General features: G+C 56.2%; 18 protein-coding genes. 11 read left to right on the forward strand and 7 right to left on the reverse strand.

Features of this window, described 5'->3' with window-relative positions; all coding sequences use genetic code 11:
• Positions 1–96 precede the first annotated feature (96 nt).
• Positions 97–669, reverse strand: a complete 573-nt coding sequence (gene yeiP / locus ACOT1A_RS04115; RefSeq protein ID WP_003859355.1) for an elongation factor P-like protein YeiP — start codon at positions 667–669, stop codon at positions 97–99.
• A 164-nt stretch (positions 670–833) separates the two neighbouring features.
• Between yeiP and ACOT1A_RS04120 the strand changes: the two genes are divergently transcribed.
• Complete coding sequence (locus ACOT1A_RS04120; RefSeq protein ID WP_276169871.1) at positions 834–1,088, forward strand: YkgJ family cysteine cluster protein; 255 nt, start codon at positions 834–836, stop codon at positions 1,086–1,088.
• On the opposite strand, the gene setB is transcribed toward ACOT1A_RS04120, so the two are convergent.
• Both setB and ACOT1A_RS04130 read right to left on the reverse strand, forming a co-directional pair.
• Complete coding sequence (gene setB / locus ACOT1A_RS04125; protein WP_038416423.1) at positions 1,085–2,266, reverse strand: sugar efflux transporter SetB; 1,182 nt, start codon at positions 2,264–2,266, stop codon at positions 1,085–1,087. The two genes, ACOT1A_RS04120 and setB, sit on opposite strands and share 4 nt — an antisense overlap.
• Before the next feature lie 103 nt (positions 2,267–2,369).
• The gene (locus tag ACOT1A_RS04130; RefSeq protein WP_139152663.1) at positions 2,370–2,549 is read right to left on the reverse strand and encodes a hypothetical protein; all 180 of its coding nucleotides are present in this window, start codon (positions 2,547–2,549) and stop codon (positions 2,370–2,372) included.
• A 75-nt stretch (positions 2,550–2,624) separates the two neighbouring features.
• Between ACOT1A_RS04130 and fruB the strand changes: the two genes are divergently transcribed.
• Genes fruB through fruA form a run of 3 tightly spaced genes read left to right on the forward strand, consistent with a single transcriptional unit; the run spans position 2,625 to position 6,395 of the window.
• Positions 2,625–3,755 (forward strand): fused PTS fructose transporter subunit IIA/HPr protein, encoded by a 1,131-nt coding sequence (gene fruB / locus ACOT1A_RS04135; RefSeq protein ID WP_276169870.1) that lies wholly within the window; start codon positions 2,625–2,627, stop codon positions 3,753–3,755.
• Complete coding sequence (gene fruK, locus ACOT1A_RS04140) at positions 3,755–4,693, forward strand: 1-phosphofructokinase (protein ID WP_006811313.1); 939 nt, start codon at positions 3,755–3,757, stop codon at positions 4,691–4,693. The genes fruB and fruK overlap by 1 nt, the downstream gene beginning before the upstream one ends.
• Before the next feature lie 16 nt (positions 4,694–4,709).
• Positions 4,710–6,395 (forward strand): PTS fructose transporter subunit IIBC, encoded by a 1,686-nt coding sequence (fruA, locus tag ACOT1A_RS04145; RefSeq protein ID WP_022648704.1) that lies wholly within the window; start codon positions 4,710–4,712, stop codon positions 6,393–6,395.
• Positions 6,396–6,469: 74 nt separating this feature from the next.
• Here the strand turns inward: fruA and nfo are convergent, their stop codons facing one another.
• Complete coding sequence (nfo, locus tag ACOT1A_RS04150; protein WP_023300589.1) at positions 6,470–7,327, reverse strand: deoxyribonuclease IV; 858 nt, start codon at positions 7,325–7,327, stop codon at positions 6,470–6,472.
• 64 nt (positions 7,328–7,391) lie between these two features.
• Positions 7,392–8,438 carry a YeiH family protein gene (locus ACOT1A_RS04155; protein ID WP_276169869.1) on the reverse strand — a complete coding sequence of 349 codons (1,047 nt, stop codon included), beginning with the start codon at positions 8,436–8,438 and terminating at the stop codon, positions 7,392–7,394.
• Positions 8,439–8,535: 97 nt separating this feature from the next.
• On the opposite strand from ACOT1A_RS04155, the gene yieE reads away from it, so the two are divergent.
• Positions 8,536–9,402 (forward strand): DNA-binding transcriptional regulator YeiE, encoded by an 867-nt coding sequence (gene yieE / locus ACOT1A_RS04160; RefSeq protein WP_017383387.1) that lies wholly within the window; start codon positions 8,536–8,538, stop codon positions 9,400–9,402.
• 180 nt (positions 9,403–9,582) lie between these two features.
• The gene (locus ACOT1A_RS04165) at positions 9,583–11,052 is read left to right on the forward strand and encodes an amino acid permease (protein ID WP_022648700.1); all 1,470 of its coding nucleotides are present in this window, start codon (positions 9,583–9,585) and stop codon (positions 11,050–11,052) included.
• A gap of 54 nt (positions 11,053–11,106) precedes the next feature.
• Here the strand turns inward: ACOT1A_RS04165 and ACOT1A_RS04170 are convergent, their stop codons facing one another.
• Together ACOT1A_RS04170 and fghA are read right to left on the reverse strand one after the other, a co-directional pair.
• A complete protein-coding gene (locus tag ACOT1A_RS04170) occupies positions 11,107–13,092 on the reverse strand; it encodes a ligand-gated channel protein (RefSeq protein WP_126291175.1) in 1,986 nt (661 codons plus the stop codon).
• 261 nt (positions 13,093–13,353) lie between these two features.
• Positions 13,354–14,181: an S-formylglutathione hydrolase gene (fghA, locus tag ACOT1A_RS04175; protein WP_126291177.1), complete on the reverse strand. Its 828-nt coding sequence runs from the start codon at positions 14,179–14,181 to the stop codon at positions 13,354–13,356.
• 137 nt (positions 14,182–14,318) lie between these two features.
• Here fghA and ACOT1A_RS04180 point away from each other — a divergent pair, with 137 nt between their 5' ends.
• From ACOT1A_RS04180 to mglB, 5 genes are all read left to right on the forward strand, one after another.
• Positions 14,319–15,467, forward strand: coding sequence for a YbfB/YjiJ family MFS transporter (locus ACOT1A_RS04180; protein WP_126291179.1), 1,149 nt, complete (start codon positions 14,319–14,321; stop codon positions 15,465–15,467).
• A 102-nt stretch (positions 15,468–15,569) separates the two neighbouring features.
• The gene (gene folE, locus ACOT1A_RS04185) at positions 15,570–16,238 is read left to right on the forward strand and encodes a GTP cyclohydrolase I FolE (RefSeq protein ID WP_017383384.1); all 669 of its coding nucleotides are present in this window, start codon (positions 15,570–15,572) and stop codon (positions 16,236–16,238) included.
• 18 nt (positions 16,239–16,256) lie between these two features.
• On the forward strand, positions 16,257–17,414 hold the full coding sequence (gene yeiB / locus ACOT1A_RS04190; RefSeq protein WP_046619122.1) for a DUF418 domain-containing protein YeiB: 1,158 nt from the start codon (positions 16,257–16,259) through the stop codon (positions 17,412–17,414).
• 155 nt (positions 17,415–17,569) lie between these two features.
• Positions 17,570–18,592, forward strand: a complete 1,023-nt coding sequence (gene galS / locus ACOT1A_RS04195) for an HTH-type transcriptional regulator GalS (protein ID WP_421625505.1) — start codon at positions 17,570–17,572, stop codon at positions 18,590–18,592.
• 295 nt (positions 18,593–18,887) lie between these two features.
• A complete protein-coding gene (gene mglB / locus ACOT1A_RS04200; protein ID WP_022648695.1) occupies positions 18,888–19,886 on the forward strand; it encodes a galactose/glucose ABC transporter substrate-binding protein MglB in 999 nt (332 codons plus the stop codon).
• Positions 19,887–19,901 lie beyond the last annotated feature (15 nt).

Here is a 19,901-nt window from a genome sequence, read left to right on the forward strand (position 1 = left end):
TACGCTTACCGGGCCTACGAAAAACCGGCTCTGAGGCAGGTTTTTGTGTTTTTGTAGGCCGGGTAAGGCGCAGCCGCCACCCGGCAAACGCCACAATCAGTCAGCGCGACCCATATAGCGTTTTTCTTCGATATGGATACGGATTTTCTCGCCCGCTGACAGGTATTCTGGCACCTGTACGACCAGACCGGTAGTCAGGGTAGCCGGTTTGTTACGCGCGCTTGCAGACGCGCCTTTGATGCCCGGTGCCGTTTCAACGATTTCCAGATCAACGGTCTGCGGCAGCTCCAGCGCCAGCAGCACGCCATCCCAGGTCAGCACCTGCATGTCCGGCATTCCACCTTCAGGAATAAACAGCAGCTCTTCTTCGATCTGATCTTTGGTGAAGATATACGGGGTGTAATCTTCTTTATCCATGAACACGTATTCGTTGCCGTCGATATAAGAAAAATCAACGTAGCGACGGGTCAGGGTCACGGTATCCACGATATCGTCGCCTTTAAAACGTTCTTCCACTTTCAGGCCGGTACGGACATCGGAGAAACGCATTTTATACAGCGTTGCTGCGCCACGGGCGCTGGGTGCCTGAATGTCGATATCTTTCACAATCAGCAGTTTGCCGTTGTAATTCAGTACCATACCTTTCTTGATTTCGTTCGCTCTTGGCATTGCAGTAATCCTGTTTACGGGAGGTAAAAAATATCGCGCCAAATTACTCGCGCGCGGCCTTTCAGGCAAGCGGAATTCGTGGGTTTTGCTATCAATACATAAAAGGTGTTACTGTGCGCGCGATGCCCGACTGCGCGGGCATCTGCAACCAACAGAGAGCATGTATGGATTGTCGTTCCGACTGTGGCGCGTGCTGTACCGCACCGTCCATCTCAAGCCCCATTCCAGGCATGCCACAAGGCAAGCCTGCCAATACCCGCTGCGTTCAGCTCTCTGAATCTAACCTGTGCATGATCTTTGGCTCGCCTTTACGCCCGAAGGTGTGCTCCGGGCTCCAGCCTGACGCCGTAATGTGCGGCAGTACGCGCCAGCAGGCCATCACTTACCTGCTTGAGCTGGAAGCGCTCACCGCGCCTTAAACGTCTTTGATCCGCGTCAGGCAGCTCAGCGTCAGGACGCACATCACCAGCGCAATCCAGAACACCGTATGATAGTTCCAGATTTCAGCCACAACGCCCGCCAGTGAGCCTGCAATAATCCAGCCCACGCGGGTGGTATTAGTATAAAGGGTGGTGGCAGCGCCTGCCTGACCCGGCATCAGATCCTGGAAGTAGAGCATGCCGATACCGGCCAGAATGCCGATATAAATGGCGTTCAGCAGCTGTAAAGCAAGAAGCAGCGCTGGCGTATGAACCGTCAGCATACCGATATAAAACAGCAGCCCGGCAACGGCGGCGATGCGCATCAAAAAGCGCTTGCCGAAGCGCTTCGCGTAATAGCCCGCAATCAGCATGGTGGGGATCTCAAGCCCCGCGGCGGTTCCCATCATGATCCCGGCCAGCTTCTCCGGCAGATGCAGCTCATCAATAATAAACAACGGCATATTAATGATATAGAGGCTGTTCGTTCCCCACATCAGCGTACAGATAATGAATAACAGTAGTGCGTCGCGCCGGTTACGCCGCGGTGCTTCCAGCGTACCGGTCGCCACTTTCGGCTCTTTACGCATGGAAGGCAGGAAGAACCATACCATTGCGCCACACACCACGAAGGCTACCGCCGCGCTGAGGTACATTACCGTAAAGCCAAAACCCATTGCCAGCGCGTAGGCGAGCGGGGGGCCAATCACCCACGCAAGCGACACCTGCGCGCGCAGTATCGAGCTGAACATCACCGCTTCCCGTCCTGTACGGTCGGCGTGCTCGCGGGCAAGGGCGAACATCTGCGGGTTGGCGGTCGAGCCGAAGCTGCTCAGGAACACCCCAACAAACAGCAGAATGAAATAGTTGCGGTTCCAGGCAAACAACACGCAGGCGAAAACGCCCAGCAGACAGCAAAAAACAATCAGGCTTTTGCGATCGCCTTTTCTGTCGGAACGCCCGGCCAGAAACTGGCTGACCAGGATGCCAATGATGGCGCTCCCGGTGAAGAAGAAGCCAACCATCGCCGGGCGGGCGTGGACTTCGTTGGTCAAAAACAGGCTCAGCGTAGGCGTTTGTAACGCACCGGCAATACCGGTGAGGAAAGCAACAATCAAAAACGCCGTTGACGTCAAATCAAAGGGCTTTGGTGAGGCGGCAGCGGGGGTGTTATGCATGTTCAGTCTTTGCGAGTAACAGAGAGAGGCGGAGTTTACGCCGCCTGTCATTAAATAAACAGAGGGCAAAATCAAGATTGCCACAATAAATCAAAATAGCATTTCAGTTTAACGCTGTTTCGCTGAAGCGTGCTGAACCTGTTTGCTGAACATCAGCAAAAACCTCCCTATTGAAGAAGAAATGTGCTGCACTTCTAAATTCTGCAACAAGAAATGTAACTTTTCTTGCAACCTTTTGTAGAAAAGACAAGACTTCTTGAAACGTTTCAGCGCTATCTTGCATGTCCTGTAGAAGCAGGTTAGCGCATATTTTCTCAGTTAAGCTGAAACGATTCAATTTCAGCAGGAGAGGAGAATCATGTTCCAGTTATCTGTTCAGGATATCCACCCGGGCGAACAGGCCGGGAATAAAGAAGAGGCTATTCGCCAGGTCGCCGCTGCGCTCGTGCAGGCTGGCAACGTGGCGGACGGCTACGTCAACGGCATGCTGGCGCGTGAACAGCAGACCTCCACCTTCCTCGGTAACGGTATTGCAATTCCGCACGGCACCACGGACACCCGCGATCAGGTGCTGAAAACCGGCGTGCAGGTTTACCAGTTCCCGCAGGGCGTGCTCTGGGGCGAGGGGCAGGTGGCTTACGTGGCGATCGGTATCGCGGCCAGCGGTGACGAACACCTGGGCCTGCTGCGTCAGTTGACGCACGTGCTGAGCGATGATGCCGTCGCGGAACAGCTTAAATCCGCCCCCACTGCTGAAGAGCTGCGTGCCCTGCTGATGGGCGAAAAACAGAGCGAAGCGCTGAAGCTGGATAATGAAACCCTGATGCTGGACGTCGTTGCGTCCGATCTGGTGACGCTCCAGGCGCTGAACGCGGCTCGCCTGAAAGAGGTGGGGGCGGCTGATACCGCCTTTGTGACCCGCACCATCAATGATAAGCCTTTAAACCTGGGTCAGGGCATCTGGCTGAACGACAGTGCTGAAGGCAACCTGCGCAGTGCTATCGCGGTCAGCCGTGCTGCGGTTGCCTTTGAGACAGACGGCGAACGCGCCGCGATGCTGGTAACGGTTGCCATGGCTGACGATCAGCCGGTTTCCGTGCTGAAGCGCCTTGGCGATCTGCTGCTGAACAATAAAGCTGAAAAACTGCTGAACGCAGACGCGGCGACGGTGCTGGCCCTGCTGACCAGCGACGATGCGCTGACGGACGACCTGCTGAGCGCAGAGTACGTGGTGCGTAACGAACACGGCCTGCATGCCCGTCCGGGCACCATGCTGGTGAATACCATTAAACAATTTGAAAGTGAGATCACCGTGACCAATCTGGACGGTTCGGGTAAACCAGCCAACGGGCGCAGCCTGATGAAAGTTGTCGCGCTGGGTGTGAAGAAAGGCCATCGTCTGCGTTTTACCGCGCAGGGTGCTGATGCTGAACAGGCGCTGAAAGCGATTGGCGACGCCATCGCGGCCGGTCTGGGGGAGGGCGCATAATGAGCAGACGTGTTGCGACCATTACGCTGAACCCGGCTTACGATCTGGTGGGCTTCTGCCCGGAAATTGAGCGTGGCGAAGTTAACCTGGTGCGAACCACCGGCCTGCATGCTGCAGGGAAAGGGATTAACGTGGCGAAGGTGCTGAAAGATCTCGGTATCGACGTCACCGTTGGCGGCTTCCTTGGCAAAGACAACCAGGACGGTTTTCAGCAGTTGTTCAGTGAACTGGGCATCGCCAACCGTTTTCAGGTTGTGCAGGGCCGTACCCGTATTAACGTTAAGCTGACCGAGAAAGACGGTGAAGTAACCGATCTGAACTTCTCCGGCTTCGAAGTGACCCCGGCTGACTGGGAGCGCTTCGTTGCCGATTCCCTGAGCTGGCTGGGCCAGTTTGACATGGTGTGCGTCAGCGGCAGCCTGCCGTCCGGCGTCAGCCCGGAAGCGTTCACCGACTGGATGACGCGCCTGCGCAGCCAGTGCCCGTGCATTATTTTTGACAGCAGCCGCGACGCGCTGGTCGCCGGTCTGAAAGCCTCGCCATGGCTGGTTAAGCCTAACCGCCGTGAACTGGAAATCTGGGCGGGCCGTAAGCTGCCAGAATTAAAGGATGTGATTGACGCTGCCCATGCGCTGCGCGAGCAGGGTATCGCTCATGTGGTGATTTCGCTGGGTGCAGAAGGTGCCCTGTGGGTTAACGCCTCCGGGGAATGGATTGCCAAACCGCCTTCTATGGAAGTGGTCAGCACCGTGGGTGCCGGGGATTCGATGGTTGGCGGCCTGATCTACGGTCTGCTGATGCGCGAATCCAGTGAACATACCCTACGCCTTGCTACCGCCGTTGCGGCCCTGGCCGTGAGCCAGAGCAATGTCGGTATTACCGATCGTACCCAGTTAGCCGCGATGATGGCGCGCGTTGACTTAAAACCTTTTAACTAACAGCAGGAGAGGAATAATGAAAACGCTGCTGATCATTGACTCCGGTCTCGGACAGGCTCGTGCCTATATGGCGAAGACCCTGCTGGGCGCGGCGGCACAAAAAGCGCACCTGGATATCATTGATAACCCGGGTGATGCTGAAATGGCGATTGTTCTGGGCGACAAAATCCCCGCGGACAGCGCCCTGAACGGCAAAAAAGTGTGGCTGGGCGATATTAACCGCGCGGTGGCACACCCTGAACTGTTTCTGAGCGAAGCAAAAGGTCATGCGACGGTTTACAGTGCACCCGTTGAGGCCGCGCCGGTCGCAACCGCTGGGCCGAAACGCATTGTTGCGGTAACGGCTTGCCCGACAGGTGTGGCTCACACCTTTATGGCGGCTGAAGCCATTGAAACCGAAGCGAAAAAACGCGGCTGGTGGGTGAAGGTTGAAACTCGCGGCTCTGTTGGCGCGGGTAATGCCATCACGCCGGAAGAGGTGGCCGAAGCCGATCTGGTGATCGTGGCGGCCGATATCGAAGTGGATCTGGCGAAGTTTGCCGGTAAGCCGATGTACCGCACCTCAACCGGCCTGGCGCTGAAGAAAACTGCGCAGGAGTTTGATAAAGCGCTGGCGGAAGCCAAACCTTATCAGGCGACCGGTGCGGCTAAGACGCCTGGCGAAGGTAAGAAAGAGTCTGCGGGTGCCTATCGTCACCTGTTAACCGGGGTTTCCTACATGCTGCCGATGGTGGTGGCGGGCGGCCTGTGTATTGCGCTCTCCTTTGCCTTTGGTATCGAAGCCTTTAAAGAGCAGGGCACGCTGGCGGCAGCGTTGATGCAGATTGGTGGCGGCTCCGCGTTTGCGCTGATGGTGCCGGTGCTGGCGGGCTTTATCGCCTTCTCCATCGCTGACCGTCCGGGTCTGACGCCGGGTCTTATCGGCGGTATGCTGGCCGTGAGCACCGGTTCTGGCTTTATCGGCGGTATTATTGCCGGTTTCCTTGCCGGTTACGTGGCGAAGCTCATCAGCTCTAAGCTGAAGCTGCCGCAGAGTATGGAGGCGCTGAAACCTATCCTGATCATCCCGCTGATTTCCAGCCTGGTGGTCGGTCTGGCGATGATTTACCTGATTGGTAAGCCGGTCGCGGGCATTCTGGAAGGTCTGACCCACTGGCTGCAAACCATGGGGACGGCGAACGCGGTGCTGTTGGGCGCAATCCTCGGCGGTATGATGTGTACCGACATGGGCGGTCCGGTAAACAAAGCGGCATACGCGTTCGGCGTTGGCCTGCTGAGTACCCAGACCTACGCGCCTATGGCGGCGATCATGGCGGCAGGTATGGTGCCTCCGCTGGCGCTTGGCCTGGCGACAATCATTGCCCGTCGTAAGTTCGATAAAGCGCAGCAGGAAGGCGGCAAAGCGGCGCTGGTGCTGGGTCTGTGCTTCATTACCGAAGGCGCAATCCCGTTTGCGGCGCGCGATCCAATGCGTGTTCTGCCATGCTGTATCGTCGGCGGTGCGGTAACGGGAGCTATCTCCATGGCGGTAGGTGCGAAACTGATGGCACCGCACGGCGGTCTGTTCGTCCTGCTGATCCCTGGCGCCATCACGCCGGTGCTGGGCTACCTGCTGGCGATTGTTGCCGGTACGCTGGTGGCAGGTCTGTCTTACGCGGTGCTGAAGCGTCCGGAAGCGGAAGTGGTCGCAAAAGCAGCCTAAAAGAGGTGTCGGGTGGCGGCTTCGCCTTACCCGACCTACAAAAAAGCCGGGTCGCGTTAAGCGCCCGGCTTTTTTTATGCCGCCTGTTCAGCGGTCTGCTGTGCCTTCAGCCAGGCAATCTCTTCTGCCCAGATATCCGGATTGATGGTTTCCAGCACCATTGGAATGCCGTCGAAGCGGGGATCCTGCATGATAAAGCGGAACGCATCGTGGCCGATATTACCTTCGCCCAGGCTGTGGTGACGGTCTACGCGGCTGCCGAACGCGCTTTTCGCATCGTTTAAGTGCATACCGCGAAGATACTTAAAGCCAACAATACGCTCGAACTCCTCGAAGGTATTTTTTGTGGCCTCGGTTGTGCGCAGATCATACCCGGCGGCAAACGCGTGGCAGGTATCAATGCACACGCCCACGCGGGATTTGTCTTCCACGCCGTCGATGATCGCCGCCAGATGCTCAAACTTAAAGCCGAGGTTGCTGCCCTGACCGGCGGTATTCTCAATCACCGCCGTCACGCCCTGGGTTTTATCCAGCGTCATGTTGATGGACTCGGCAATGCGCGCCAGACAGGCGTCTTCGTCGATTTGCATCAGATGGCTACCGGGATGGAAGTTCAGCAGCGTCAGCCCCAGCTGTTCGCAGCGCTGAACCTCATCCAGGAATGCTTCGCGGGATTTTTCCAGCGCCTCAGCAACCGGGTGGCCGAGGTTAATCAGGTAGCTGTCGTGCGGGAGGATCTGCCCAGGCCCATAGCGGTATTTCTCGCAGGCGGCTTTGAAGTCATCAATCACTTCCGCGGTGAGGGGAGCTGCGCGCCACTGCCGCTGGTTTTTGGTGAACAGGGCGAAAGCGGTCGCCTCGATTTCGGCGGCGCGAATGGCGGCATTCGCAAGGCCACCGGCAGCGCTGACGTGCGCTCCAACATATTTCATAAAAAAACTCCTGTTAACCCGAAATGCCTATGATAGCGGGTTAACAGGAGAAGGACGAGATGGTTTATGCCAACAGGCTGTGTACCGCAAGGTTAATCGCACCGCCGCCAACAATCAGCCAGATGAACAGCACCAGCGCCATCAGCAGCGGTTTCGCCCCGGCTTTTTTCAGCGCGCTGACGTGCGTGGTGACGCCCAGCGCCGCCATTGCCATCGCCAGCAGGGCCGTATCCAGCGTGACCAGCATATCCACCATCGCTTTTGGCAGCAGGTGGAAAGAGTTGAAGATAGCGACCACGATGAACAGGATCGCAAACCACGGAATGGTGATTTTGCTTTTCTCGCTGCCGCCTGCAGGAGCCAGCTGTTTAACCCGCGCCGCGAGGAAAATCAGGAACGGGGCCAGCATCATCACGCGCAGCATTTTGGCAATGACCGCCGCGTTTTCCGCTTCCGGGTTAATGGCGTGACCTGCCGCCACCACCTGCGCCACTTCGTGCATGGTTGAGCCGATATAAATGCCGTAGGTTTCCGGGCTAAACCAGTGCGCCACCAGCGGATACATGGCTGGATACAGGAAGATCGCCAGCGTACCGAAGATAACTACCGTCGCAACGGCAACCGTGACTTTACTGGCTTCGGCTTTGACGACGGGTTCTGTTGCCAGTACAGCCGCTGCGCCGCAGATGCTACTACCCGCACCGATCAGCCAGCTGGTCTGTTTGTCCAGTCCAAAGATCTTCTGGCCGATAAAGCACGCCAGTAAAAAGGTGCTCGAAAGGGTCAGGACGTCGATGGCAATCCCGCTGACACCCACATCCGCAATCTGCGAAAAGGTGAGACGGAAGCCATAAAGGATGATCCCGAGACGTAATAAATGCTGCTTGGCGAAAATCACGCCGCCGTCGCAGGATTTCCAGATATGCGGGTAAACGGTGTTCCCGACCACCATGCCGAGCAGAATGGCCAGCGTCAGGGCGCTGAACCCTGCACCGGCAACAGCCGGTATACTGCCACCCCATAAGGCCACGCCGGTAACCACGGCGCTGAGCGCGAGACCCGGCACGAAGTGCCACACTGTACGATGATGTTGTAAGGTGATTTCTGACATAACCTTCTCCTTTGTCTGGCTAAAGGTTACGGCGCTCTGGCTTAAAAATAAAATTGATTATATATTTATAATCAATCTTTATAAGTGGTAAGCAACCATGCACATTACATTGCGTCAGCTGGAAGTTTTTGCCGAGGTGCTGAAAAGCGGCTCGACAACCCAGGCGTCACAAATGCTGGCGCTCTCGCAGTCCGCCGTTAGCGCGGCCTTGACCGATCTTGAAGGGCAACTGGGCGTCCAGCTTTTCGACAGGGTAGGAAAGCGACTGGTGGTGAACGAACATGGCCGCCTGCTGTATCCGCGTGCCCTGGCCTTGCTGGAGCAGGCAACGGAGATCGAACAGCTGTTCCGCGAGGACAACGGCGCTATTCGCGTCTACGCCAGCAGCACGATCGGTAACTACATCCTGCCGGAAGTGATCGCCCGCTACCGCCGGGATTTTCCGACCCTGCCGCTGGAGATGAGCGTCGGCAACAGCCAGGACGTGATTAACGCGGTGATTGATTTCCGCGTGGACATCGGTCTTATCGAAGGGCCGTGCCACAACGTCGATATCATTGCGGAGCCCTGGCTTGAGGATGAGCTGGTGGTGTTTGCTTCCCCGGCCTCTTCTTTACTCCAGGGCGAGGTTACGCTGGAGCGTCTGGCGCAGGCGCAGTGGATCCTGCGAGAGCAGGGCTCCGGCACGCGTGAGATTGTCGATTATCTGCTGCTGTCCCATCTGCCGCAGTTCCAGCTAGGGATGGAGTTAGGTAACTCCGAGGCCATTAAGCATGCCGTACGTCATGGCCTGGGCATTAGCTGTCTTTCCCGACGGGTGATCGCCGAACAGCTGGAAACCGGCTCTCTGGTTGAGATCCCCGTTCCGCTGCCGAAGCTGGTGCGCACGCTGTGGTGCATCCACCATCGTCAGAAACACCTTTCCAGCTCGCTCCAGCGTTTTCTGCGCTACTGCGCTATTTAACGTTTCCCGGTGGCGCTTCGCTTACCGGGGCCAGGTGCGCTTATCACTCCACATTTTTATGCTTTACTTATAATCCTGGCCGAGTCATGAAGCTCTCTTATAACTGAGCATTTCTGCCGGAAGCAACGCAGATCGTCTGCTACAATCGCGCCTCATTTATTGAATGGACAGCATTTTCACATGGTTTCAGAAACTAAAACCACAGAAGCGCCCGCGCTACGTCGCGCACTTAAGGCGCGTCACCTGACGATGATCGCCATTGGCGGCTCCATCGGTACGGGTCTTTTCGTTGCCTCTGGCGCAACAATTTCGGCAGCCGGCCCGGGTGGGGCATTATTCTCTTATATCCTGATTGGCCTGATGGTCTACTTCCTGATGACCAGCCTGGGCGAACTGGCGGCATACATGCCGGTGTCTGGTTCGTTTTCGACCTACGGACAAAAATACGTTGAGGAAGGCTTCGGCTTCGCGCTGGGCTGGAACTACTGGTACAACTGGGCGGTGACCATCGCCGTTGACCTCGTCGCCGCACAGCTGGTGATGACCTGGTGGTTCCCGGACACGCCCGGCTGGATCTGGAGCGCCCTGTTCCTGGCGGTCATCTTCCTGCTGAACTACATCTCCGTGCGCGGTTTCGGCGAAGCGGAATACTGGTTCTCTTTGATTAAAGTGGCAACCGTCATCATCTTTATCGTCGTCGGTGTGGCGATGATCGTTGGTATTTTCAAAGGGGCTGAACCGGCGGGCTGGAGTAACTGGACAATAGGCGATGCGCCGTTTGCCGGGGGCTTCTCGGCGATGATTGGCGTGGCGATGATTGTCGGCTTCTCCTTCCAGGGCACCGAACTGATTGGCATTGCGGCCGGTGAATCCGAAAACCCGGAGAAGACCATCCCGCGCGCGGTGCGTCAGGTGTTCTGGCGTATCCTGCTGTTCTATGTGTTCGCGATCCTGATTATCAGCCTGATCATTCCGTATACCGACCCAAGCCTGCTGCGTAACGATGTGAAAGACATCAGCGTCAGCCCGTTCACCCTGGTCTTCCAGCACGCGGGTCTGCTCTCTGCGGCGGCGGTGATGAACGCGGTGATCCTGACGGCGGTACTGTCTGCGGGTAACTCCGGGATGTACGCCTCTACCCGCATGCTTTACACCCTGGCCTGCGACGGTAAAGCGCCACGTATTTTCTCGAAACTGTCTCGCGGTGGCGTGCCACGCAACGCGCTGTATGCGACCACGGTGATTGCGGGTCTCTGTTTCCTGACCTCCATGTTCGGCAACCAGACGGTCTACCTGTGGCTGCTTAACACCTCTGGTATGACGGGCTTCATTGCCTGGCTGGGCATTGCCATCAGCCACTACCGTTTCCGTCGCGGGTACGTCAAGCAGGGTCATGATCTGAATAACCTGCCGTACCGGTCAGGGTTCTTCCCGCTGGGGCCGATCTTCGCCTTCGTTCTGTGCCTGATCATTACCCTGGGCCAGAACTATGAGGCCTTCCTTGCGGACACCATTGACTGGGGCGCCGTCACGGCCACCTATATTGGCATTCCGCTGTTCCTGATCATCTGGTTTGGCTACAAACTGACGAAAGGAACGCGCTTCGTTCGCTACAGTGAAATGGATTTCCCGGAACGATTTAAACAATAACCGCACTTCCTCTCTTTTAGCCCGCTCAATCGAGCGGGCTTTTTTATGGGCAGATCAGAAGCTGTAAGTCATGCCAACGGTATAGCGACGGCCATCTAGCACGGTGTCATACGTATCGTAGTCAATCTGCTTATCGAGCATGTTATATACACCGGCAGTAACCAGCAGGTTTTTGTTGGCGTTGTAGCGCATACCGACATCCACCTGAGTGTAGGACGGTGTGCCCTGAGACATAGACGTGCGGCTCAGGTACTCAGACGTTTTACCGCGCAGGTTCAGACGGCTCCAGAAGCCGACGTCGGGCGTCGCCTGCCAGTCCAGGGTGGTGTTGAACATGTGTTTTGGCATTTTGTTCAGTGGCTTGCCGGAGAACTGGCCGCTCTTCTGCTCGGATTCCGTATAGGTGTAGTTTGCAGTCCAGTTCACATCGCGCGTGATTTTCCAGCCGAAGGAGGACTCCACACCGCGCATATTGGCTTTGTCCACGTTGACGCGATCGCTGACGAAATCATAGCTATGATCGCCAATCGTACAGGCGGGATCGGCGCTGCTGTTACAGCGGCGAACTTCCGTAATTTTATCCTTGAAGTCGGTATTAAACAGCGTCACACCGGCATTAAGGTTATCGTTGTTATCCCAGAGCAGGGCGAGCTCTTCGCTCAGGCTCTTCTCGGGTTTCAGATCCGGGTTGCCGACGATGATACCGTCAAGACGGCCGCCACCTGTCACCTGGCCCCAGCTGGCAGACGACTGACGCAGATCCGGCGCACGATAGCCAGCAGAAACACCGCCTTTCAACGTCCACTGATCGGCCAGGTGCCATACGCCGTAACCGCGCGGCGTCCAGTTAGTACCGTAGTTTTGGTCTTTGTCCATACGCAGGCCGCCGGTCAACGTAAAGCTTTCCGTCATTGCCCATTCATCTTCGGCAAACAGGGCCCAGCTCCAGCGCGTCAGTTTGTTCAGTCCGTCAGCAGCTTCCAGCTGATTACCCTTGTCGCGCAGTTTCTCATAACGATACTGCCCGCCGAGGGTCAACGTATGATCGCCGAGGAAAATCTGGTTCTGGTTGTTGAAGGTGGTGTTATAGGAGCGCATTTTGCGACCTGGATTATTGGTCTCTTCCTGCTGGATATAGCTGGTGGTATTGAAGTCGTCGTAATACCCGCTGTGCGTTAAGGAGTAGGTCGTGTGCTCATAGCGCGAGTCGCTTTTGGTATTTGGCGTACAGGTTGTTCCCCGGCAGGTTTCAGCCGCTTTCGACATCCCCGGGGTGCTGTTTCTGTCCTGAAGCTCGCGAGCAAAGTCGAGGTCGAAATCGTTCTTCTCGTCCGGCGTGAAGTTCAGCGTAATGCCACCGTTACGCATTTTCTGCTCGTTATAGCCGTTCACGATTTTATCTTCTGCGCGGCGTGACAACAGCCCCGTCACTTTTGCGCCCAGCAGTCCGTCGATCAGGGGACCAGAAGCGTAGGCGTTGGTCTGGAAGATATCGCCGGAATCATTGTTTTCCTGGAAGGTCGCATCGCCATGCAACGAACCGGTCCAGGCTTTAGTGTTCGAGACTTTTTTGGTAATGACGTTAATTACGCCACCCATAGCATCGGAGCCGTAAAGCGAGGACATCGGGCCTCGGATGACCTCGATGCGCTCAATGGACTCCAGCGGCGGCAGCCAGCCTTGTTCAATACCCGAGTTGTCGCTGTTGGGGCGGGTGCTTCGCGTACTGACGCGTTTGCCGTTCACCAGGAACAGGGTGTACTGAGAGGCCATGCCGCGAATACTGATATCACTGCTGCTCCCGCCGCCAGTGACGACAACGCCCGGGACGTCTCTCAGGGCATCGGTAACATCACGGTAGGCTTTATCTTCAATCTGCTGTTTTGAAATCACAGAGATGGAGGCGGGGGCATTCTGGATTTTTTGTTCAAAACCCGTCGCGGTGACGACAACGGTGTCCTGATCGGCTGCGTGAACGAAGGGGGAACATGTGGCAGCGCCAATGGCGACGGCCAGGAGCTTAATGCGCGGTATTGTCATTTGTACATTCCGTATAAAAATGAATAAAACTCCATCGGGATAACCCTGAGAACTGTATGTTTTTGTCTTGTAAGAACTCTTTGAGATGGAGAAGAGCCTGGAATTGTACAAAAGAATGTAGAATTGTAAACACAAATGATAATTGAAATCATTTGTGTTTGAGTGAGGGCGACGGAAAACAGGCTGGATTCAAGCGGATAGGATTATGTAAATGAGGGGAAAGGCCCGACAGGCGAGAGGCTATCGGGCAAACAGCTGTATTTACGCGAACAAATGTGTCGCATGGAAGCGAAGATGATCTTCAATAAAGGACGCCATAAAGTAATAGCTGTGATCGTATCCCGGCTGTATGCGCAGAGTCAGCGGCCAGTCCTTCTGGCGCGCGGCTTCCGCCAGCACCGCAGGCTGTAAGTGCCCGGCGAGGAACTGATCGGCATCACCCTGATCCACCAGCATCGGGATAGCGTCTTCTGGCTGGCTTGCCAGCAACAGCGCACAGCTGTCCCATTCCTGCCATTTCTCTGCATCCTCACCCAGATAGTGCGTGAAGGCTTTTTGCCCCCACGGCACCTGCGTTGGGTTCACAATCGGCGCAAATGCGGACACGCTGGTGTATTTCCCCGGATTTTTCAGCGCCATTATCAGCGCCCCGTGGCCACCCATCGAATGTCCGCTTATCGCGCAGCGCTCGCTGACCGCGAACTGAGAGTGCACCAGGGCAGGGAGTTCATCGCGAATGTAGTCATACATGCGGTAATGGCTCGCCCAGGGTTGTTCCGTGGCGTTGAGATAGAACCCGGCGCCTTTACCCAAATCGTATCCGGCATCGTCGGCCACGTCATCGCCACGCGGGCTGGTATCTGGCATCACCAGCGCAATGCCCAGTTCGGCGGCAATACGCTGGGCGCCCGCTTTGGTGGTGAAATTTTCGTCGTTGCAGGTCAGGCCTGAAAGCCAGTACAGCACCGGTGGATTGTCCGCAGGGGGCAGGAAAATGCTGAACGTCATAGCACAGTTCAGCGTGGTGGAGTCGTGCCGCCAGCGCTGCTGTCGACCTTCAAAACAACGATGCTCTTCGAGCAGTTCCATGCAGGGCTCCTTATCCGAAAGACTATTCATAAAATGTATAATACAGAGTTTTCATTGACATGTGAGCAACTTTCACTTTCGCAGGACGGCGAGATGTTGCATCATAAATTTACTTTTCTTTAACAATTGGAGCGATCATGGCGCTGCGTATCGCGCTCAGCGGATTTGTGGTTCTGGTCGTGGCGATGGGGATAGGGCGCTTCGCCTTCACGCCTCAGGTGCCGCTGATGATTGCCGCCGGGCAACTCACGCTCACCAGCGCGGGGCTGGTGGCGGCAATGAACTACCTGGGCTATCTGGTGGGGGCATGGGATGCTATGCGCGCTCATCGCTTCGTTGAAACGCGTCTCTGGCTTGGCATCACTGGCGCGGTGGCGCTGACGCTGCTCTCTGCGGCGGCAGATAATGCTGTCGTTCACGGTCTGCTGCGCTTTGTGATCGGCTGCATGAGCGGCTGGTCGATGGTGCTGATTGCCGCCTGGACCAACGAGCGGCTGGGGCAGCTGGGCAAGCCGGGGCTTAGTGCAGCCGTCTTTGCCGGACCCGGGGCCGGCATCGCCCTGAGTGGCCTGCTGGCGGTCTATATTCAGGCGAGATCCCTGTCTGCCGGCGCGGCATGGCAAATCTACGGCGTACTGGCGCTGGTGCTGATTGTGCTGGTGGCGCGCTACCTGCCGCGGTCCGGGCAGCTCCATCGGCCCGGTACCGCGCCTGAACCGCTGCTGCTGACCGCAGATCTCAAGCGTCTGGTCTGGAGCTACAGCCTGGCAGGGTTCGGCTATATCCTCCCGGCGACCTTTTTATCGCAAATGGCGGCGGTGCGTTTCCCCGGCAGCCTGTTTGCCCAGTTTGTCTGGCCGATATTTGGCGCCGCCTCGGTGGTGGGAATTGCGCTCAGCATTGCCCTGCGGCATACATCAAGCGCTAACCGCAGGCTGGCGATTGTTCTGTGGTTACAGGGGATTGGCGTGCTGGCGGCCTGGCTGCTGCCGGGCATAGGCGGCTTGCTGACGGGTGGGCTGCTGGTGGGCGGCGGGTTCCTCTGCGCCGTGCAGCTCTCTCTTTTGTACGGTCGCGAGCTGGCGCCAGATCATACGCGTTATATGGCGGGACTGCTCACCACCGGGTATGCCATTGGTCAGCTGATTGGTCCGGTCACGTCGGCACTCTCGACCTGGCTCACGCACCGGCTGGAACCTGCGCTGGGGCTGGCGGGGATCGCGCTGTTCGCTGGCGGAGCGTTAGTCTGGAACCGTCAGGCTGAAAGGCAACAGCAATTGCAATAATTATCGACGTGAATACTGGATTATGTGCGTCGCCTCACGCACAATGAGCGCACACTTTTGCCACAACGAGGGCAAAAGACGCCACACCTGCAGGAGAAAAGAATGTCATCACTCAGTAAAGAAGCAGCCCTTGTCCATGAAGCGCTGGTTGCGCGCGGTCTTGAAACGCCACTGCGCCCGCCCGTGCAGGAGCTGGACAATGTTACCCGCAAGAGTCTGATCGCCGGCCATATGACGGAGATCATGCAACTGCTGAATCTCGATCTGAGCGACGACAGCCTGATGGAGACGCCGCACCGCATCGCGAAAATGTACGTCGACGAAATTTTCTCCGGCCTGGATTACGCGAACTTCCCGAAAATCACCGTCATTGAAAACAAGATGAAGGTCGATGAGATGGTGACGGTACGCGATATCACGCTGACCAGCACCTGCGAGCATCACTTTGTGACCATCGATGGTAAAGCGACGGTGGCCTATATTCCAAAAGATACGGTCATTGGCCTGTCCAAGATCAACCGCATCGTGCAGTTCTTTGCCCAGCGTCCTCAGGTGCAGGAGCGTCTGACGCAGCAGATCCTGACCGCACTGCAAACCCTGTTGGGGACTAACAACGTGGCGGTGTCTATCGACGCGGTTCACTACTGCGTGAAAGCGCGTGGCGTGCGTGATGCAACCAGCGCGACTACCACCACCTCGCTGGGCGGCCTGTTCAAATCGAGCCAGAACACCCGCCAGGAGTTTCTGCGCGCCGTGCGCCACCACAACTAATCAGACAGGGCAGGGACCATGGAGCGAAACGTCACGCTCGATTTTGTTCGCGGCGTCGCCATTCTCGGTATCCTGCTGCTGAATATCAGCGCCTTCGGTCTGCCGAAGGCCGCCTATCTGAACCCTGCATGGTATGGCGACATCACGCGCAGCGACGCCTGGACGTGGGCAATCCTTGATCTCTTCGCACAGGTTAAATTTCTGACCCTCTTTGCGCTTCTGTTTGGCGCGGGACTTCAGCTTCTCCTCAAACGCGGTACGCGCTGGATCCAGTCGCGTTTAACGCTGCTGGTTATCCTCGGTTTTATTCACGGGCTGCTTTTCTGGGACGGCGATATTCTACTCGCGTATGGTCTGGTGGGCCTGATTTGCTGGCGGCTGATCCGCGACGCGCCCGGTGTAAAAAGCCTCTTTAATACTGGCGTGATGCTCTATGTCATGGGACTGACCGTGTTATTGCTGCTTGGCATGATTGCCGATGCTTCCACCAGTCGTTCGTGGATCCCGGATGCGGCCAATCTGCAATATGAGCAGTTCTGGAAGCTGAAAGGCGGCATGGAAGCGATCGGCAACCGGGCCGATATGCTCGGCGATAACCTGCTGGCGCTGGGGGCGCAATACGGCTGGCAGCTGGCGGGGATGATGCTGATGGGCGCAGCCCTGATGCGCACCGGCTGGCTGAAAGGAGAATTTAGCCTGCGACACTATCGTCTCACAGGCGCTGGCCTGGTACTGCTCGGCGTGATGATTAACCTTCCGGCGGTGATCTTACAGTGGCATCTTCAGTGGGATTACCGCTGGTGCGCCTTCCTGTTGCAGGTGCCGCGAGAGCTGAGCGCGCCGTTCCAGACCATTGGCTATGCGGCGCTGATCTATGGCTTCTGGCCCCGGCTTTCTCGCCTGTGGATCGTCAGTGCGGTGGCCTGCGTTGGACGGATGGCGTTAAGCAATTACATCCTGCAAACGCTGATATGCACCACGCTTTTCTACCGATTCGGCCTGTTTATGAAATTCGACCGCCTGACGCTGCTGGCGTTTGTTATTCCGGTCTGGATTGTTAACGTGGTGTTTTCAGTTATCTGGCTGCGTTTTTTCCGCCAGGGCCCGCTGGAGTGGGTATGGCGACGGTTAACCGCCCTTGCGTCGGGCGTGTCATTGCGTAATACATCCAGATAACGATCTGGATCACAATCATTAACAAAACGGATGTAAGCGTTTTCATCTGTGTGAGCTTCTTCACGTAGTCTCCTCTCTCTCGCTGCCAGAATAGCCACCTTGCTAAACACAGGGGGTGTCTGTGAGTTGCTGCAATCCTTTTAAGGGTGGTGAATATGATCACCATTCGTGACGTCGCCCGCCAGGCGGGTGTTTCTGTTGCTACTGTCTCCCGCGTGCTGAACAACAGTACACTGGTCAGCCCTGAAACGCGTGAAACCGTAATGAAAGCCGTGACCCAGCTGGGGTACCGGCCAAACGCCAATGATCAGGCGCTGGCGACGCAGGTCAGCGATACCATTGGTGTCGTGGTGATGGATGTGTCGGACGCCTTCTTCGGCGCGCTGGTCAAAGCGGTGGACGTCGTTGCCCAGCAGCACCAGAAATATGTGCTGATTGGCAACAGCTATCACGAGGCTGAAAAAGAGCGTTATGCCATTGAGGTACTGATCCGCCAGCGCTGTAACGCCCTGATCGTGCACTCAAAAGCCCTGAGCGATGAAGAGCTGGCCGGGTTTATGGAGCAGATCCCCGGTATGGTGCTGGTCAACCGTATCGTCCCCGGTTATGCGCACCGCTGTGTCGGTCTGGATAACATCAGCGGCGCGATGATGGCGACGCGGATGCTCATCAGCAACGGCCATCAGCGCATTGGTTATCTGGCTTCAAACCACGGTATTGAAGACGACATGATGCGCCGCGAGGGCTGGCAAAACGCCCTGAAAGAACAGGGCATTGCGCCGCTGGAGAGCTGGGTTGGTACCGGTTCGCCGGACATGCAGGGCGGTGAAGCGGCAATGGTTGAACTGCTGGGGCGTAACCTTCAGCTGACCGCCGTGTTTGCCTATAACGACAGCATGGCGGCAGGTGCGCTTACCGCGCTGAAAGATAATGGCATTGCGGTGCCGCAGCATTTATCGCTGATCGGTTTTGATGATATTCCGATTGCCCGTTACACCGATCCGCAGCTGACAACGGTGCGTTACCCCATTGCGTCGATGGCGAAACTGGCGACAGAGCTGGCGTTACAGGGGGCGGCAGGGCTGTTAGATCCTGACGCAACGCATTGTTTTATGCCGACTTTAGTACGCCGCCATTCGGTCGCTATCCGACAAACTGTGGCTCCGATCACTAACTGATAACATCACGTGATGTAACCGTTTTCAATCTGTGAGTAAATTCACAGTATCTTAACAAGCCGCTGTCTATGATGTCAGCGTTTTAGGGGCTGAAACACAATGTAACGGTGATTATTCACTTTTACCGTTACCAGAATGCCTCAAACAACGAATAAAACGCATTTCTGGAGCGTTACCGAACACGGAAGCTGGACATTTTATAAGTGAACTTCGGCGATCAGTAACGTTTTATTAACATCTGCCCGCCGACCGTTTTTCACAAGAACTACCCTGCATAAAAAAAACCGGAGATACCATGAATAAGAAGGTGTTGACTCTGTCTGCTGTCATGGCAAGCATGCTTTTTGGCGCAGCAGCACACGCAGCGGATACCCGTATTGGCGTGACTATCTATAAATACGACGACAACTTCATGTCCGTTGTGCGTAAAGCAATTGAAAAAGATGCTAAATCAGCGCCAGACGTGCAGCTGCTGATGAATGACTCCCAGAATGACCAGTCTAAACAGAACGATCAGATTGACGTTCTTCTGGCAAAAGGCGTGAAAGCGCTGGCTATTAACCTGGTTGACCCGGCTGCGGCAGGTACGGTGATCGAGAAAGCACGCGGCCAGAACGTGCCGATTGTCTTCTTCAACAAAGAGCCTTCCCGTAAAGCGCTGGACAGCTACGATAAAGCCTATTACGTGGGTACTGACTCCAAAGAGTCCGGGATTATCCAGGGCGATCTTATTGCGAAACACTGGGCGGCGAACCCAAACTGGGATATGAACAAAGATGGTCAGATTCAGTTCGTTCTGCTGAAAGGCGAACCGGGCCATCCGGATGCTGAAGCACGTACCACCTACGTTATTAAAGAGCTGAACGACAAGGGCCTGAAAACCCAGCAGCTGGCGTTAGACACCGCAATGTGGGACACCGCTCAGGCGAAAGATAAGATGGATGCGTGGCTCTCTGGCCCGAACGCCAACAAAATTGAAGTGGTCATCGCCAACAACGATGCAATGGCAATGGGTGCAGTTGAAGCGCTGAAAGCACACAACAAATCCGCCATTCCTGTATTCGGTGTGGATGCTCTGCCAGAAGCGCTGGCGCTGGTGAAATCTGGCGCAATGGCCGGTACCGTGCTGAACGATGCTAACAACCAGGCGAAAGCCACCTTCGATCTGGCGAAAAACCTCGCTGATGGTAAAGGCGCTGCTGACGGCACCAGCTGGAAAATTGAAAACAAAATCGTTCGCGTTCCTTACGTGGGCGTAGACCAGTCCAACCTGGCTGAGTTTATCGGTAAATAAGTTAACTGAATTGTC

Origin of the sequence: Enterobacter cloacae complex sp. SYL003, assembly GCF_049236925.1 — a bacterium.
GTDB classification, from domain to species: Bacteria; Pseudomonadota; Gammaproteobacteria; order Enterobacterales; family Enterobacteriaceae; genus Enterobacter; species Enterobacter intestinihominis.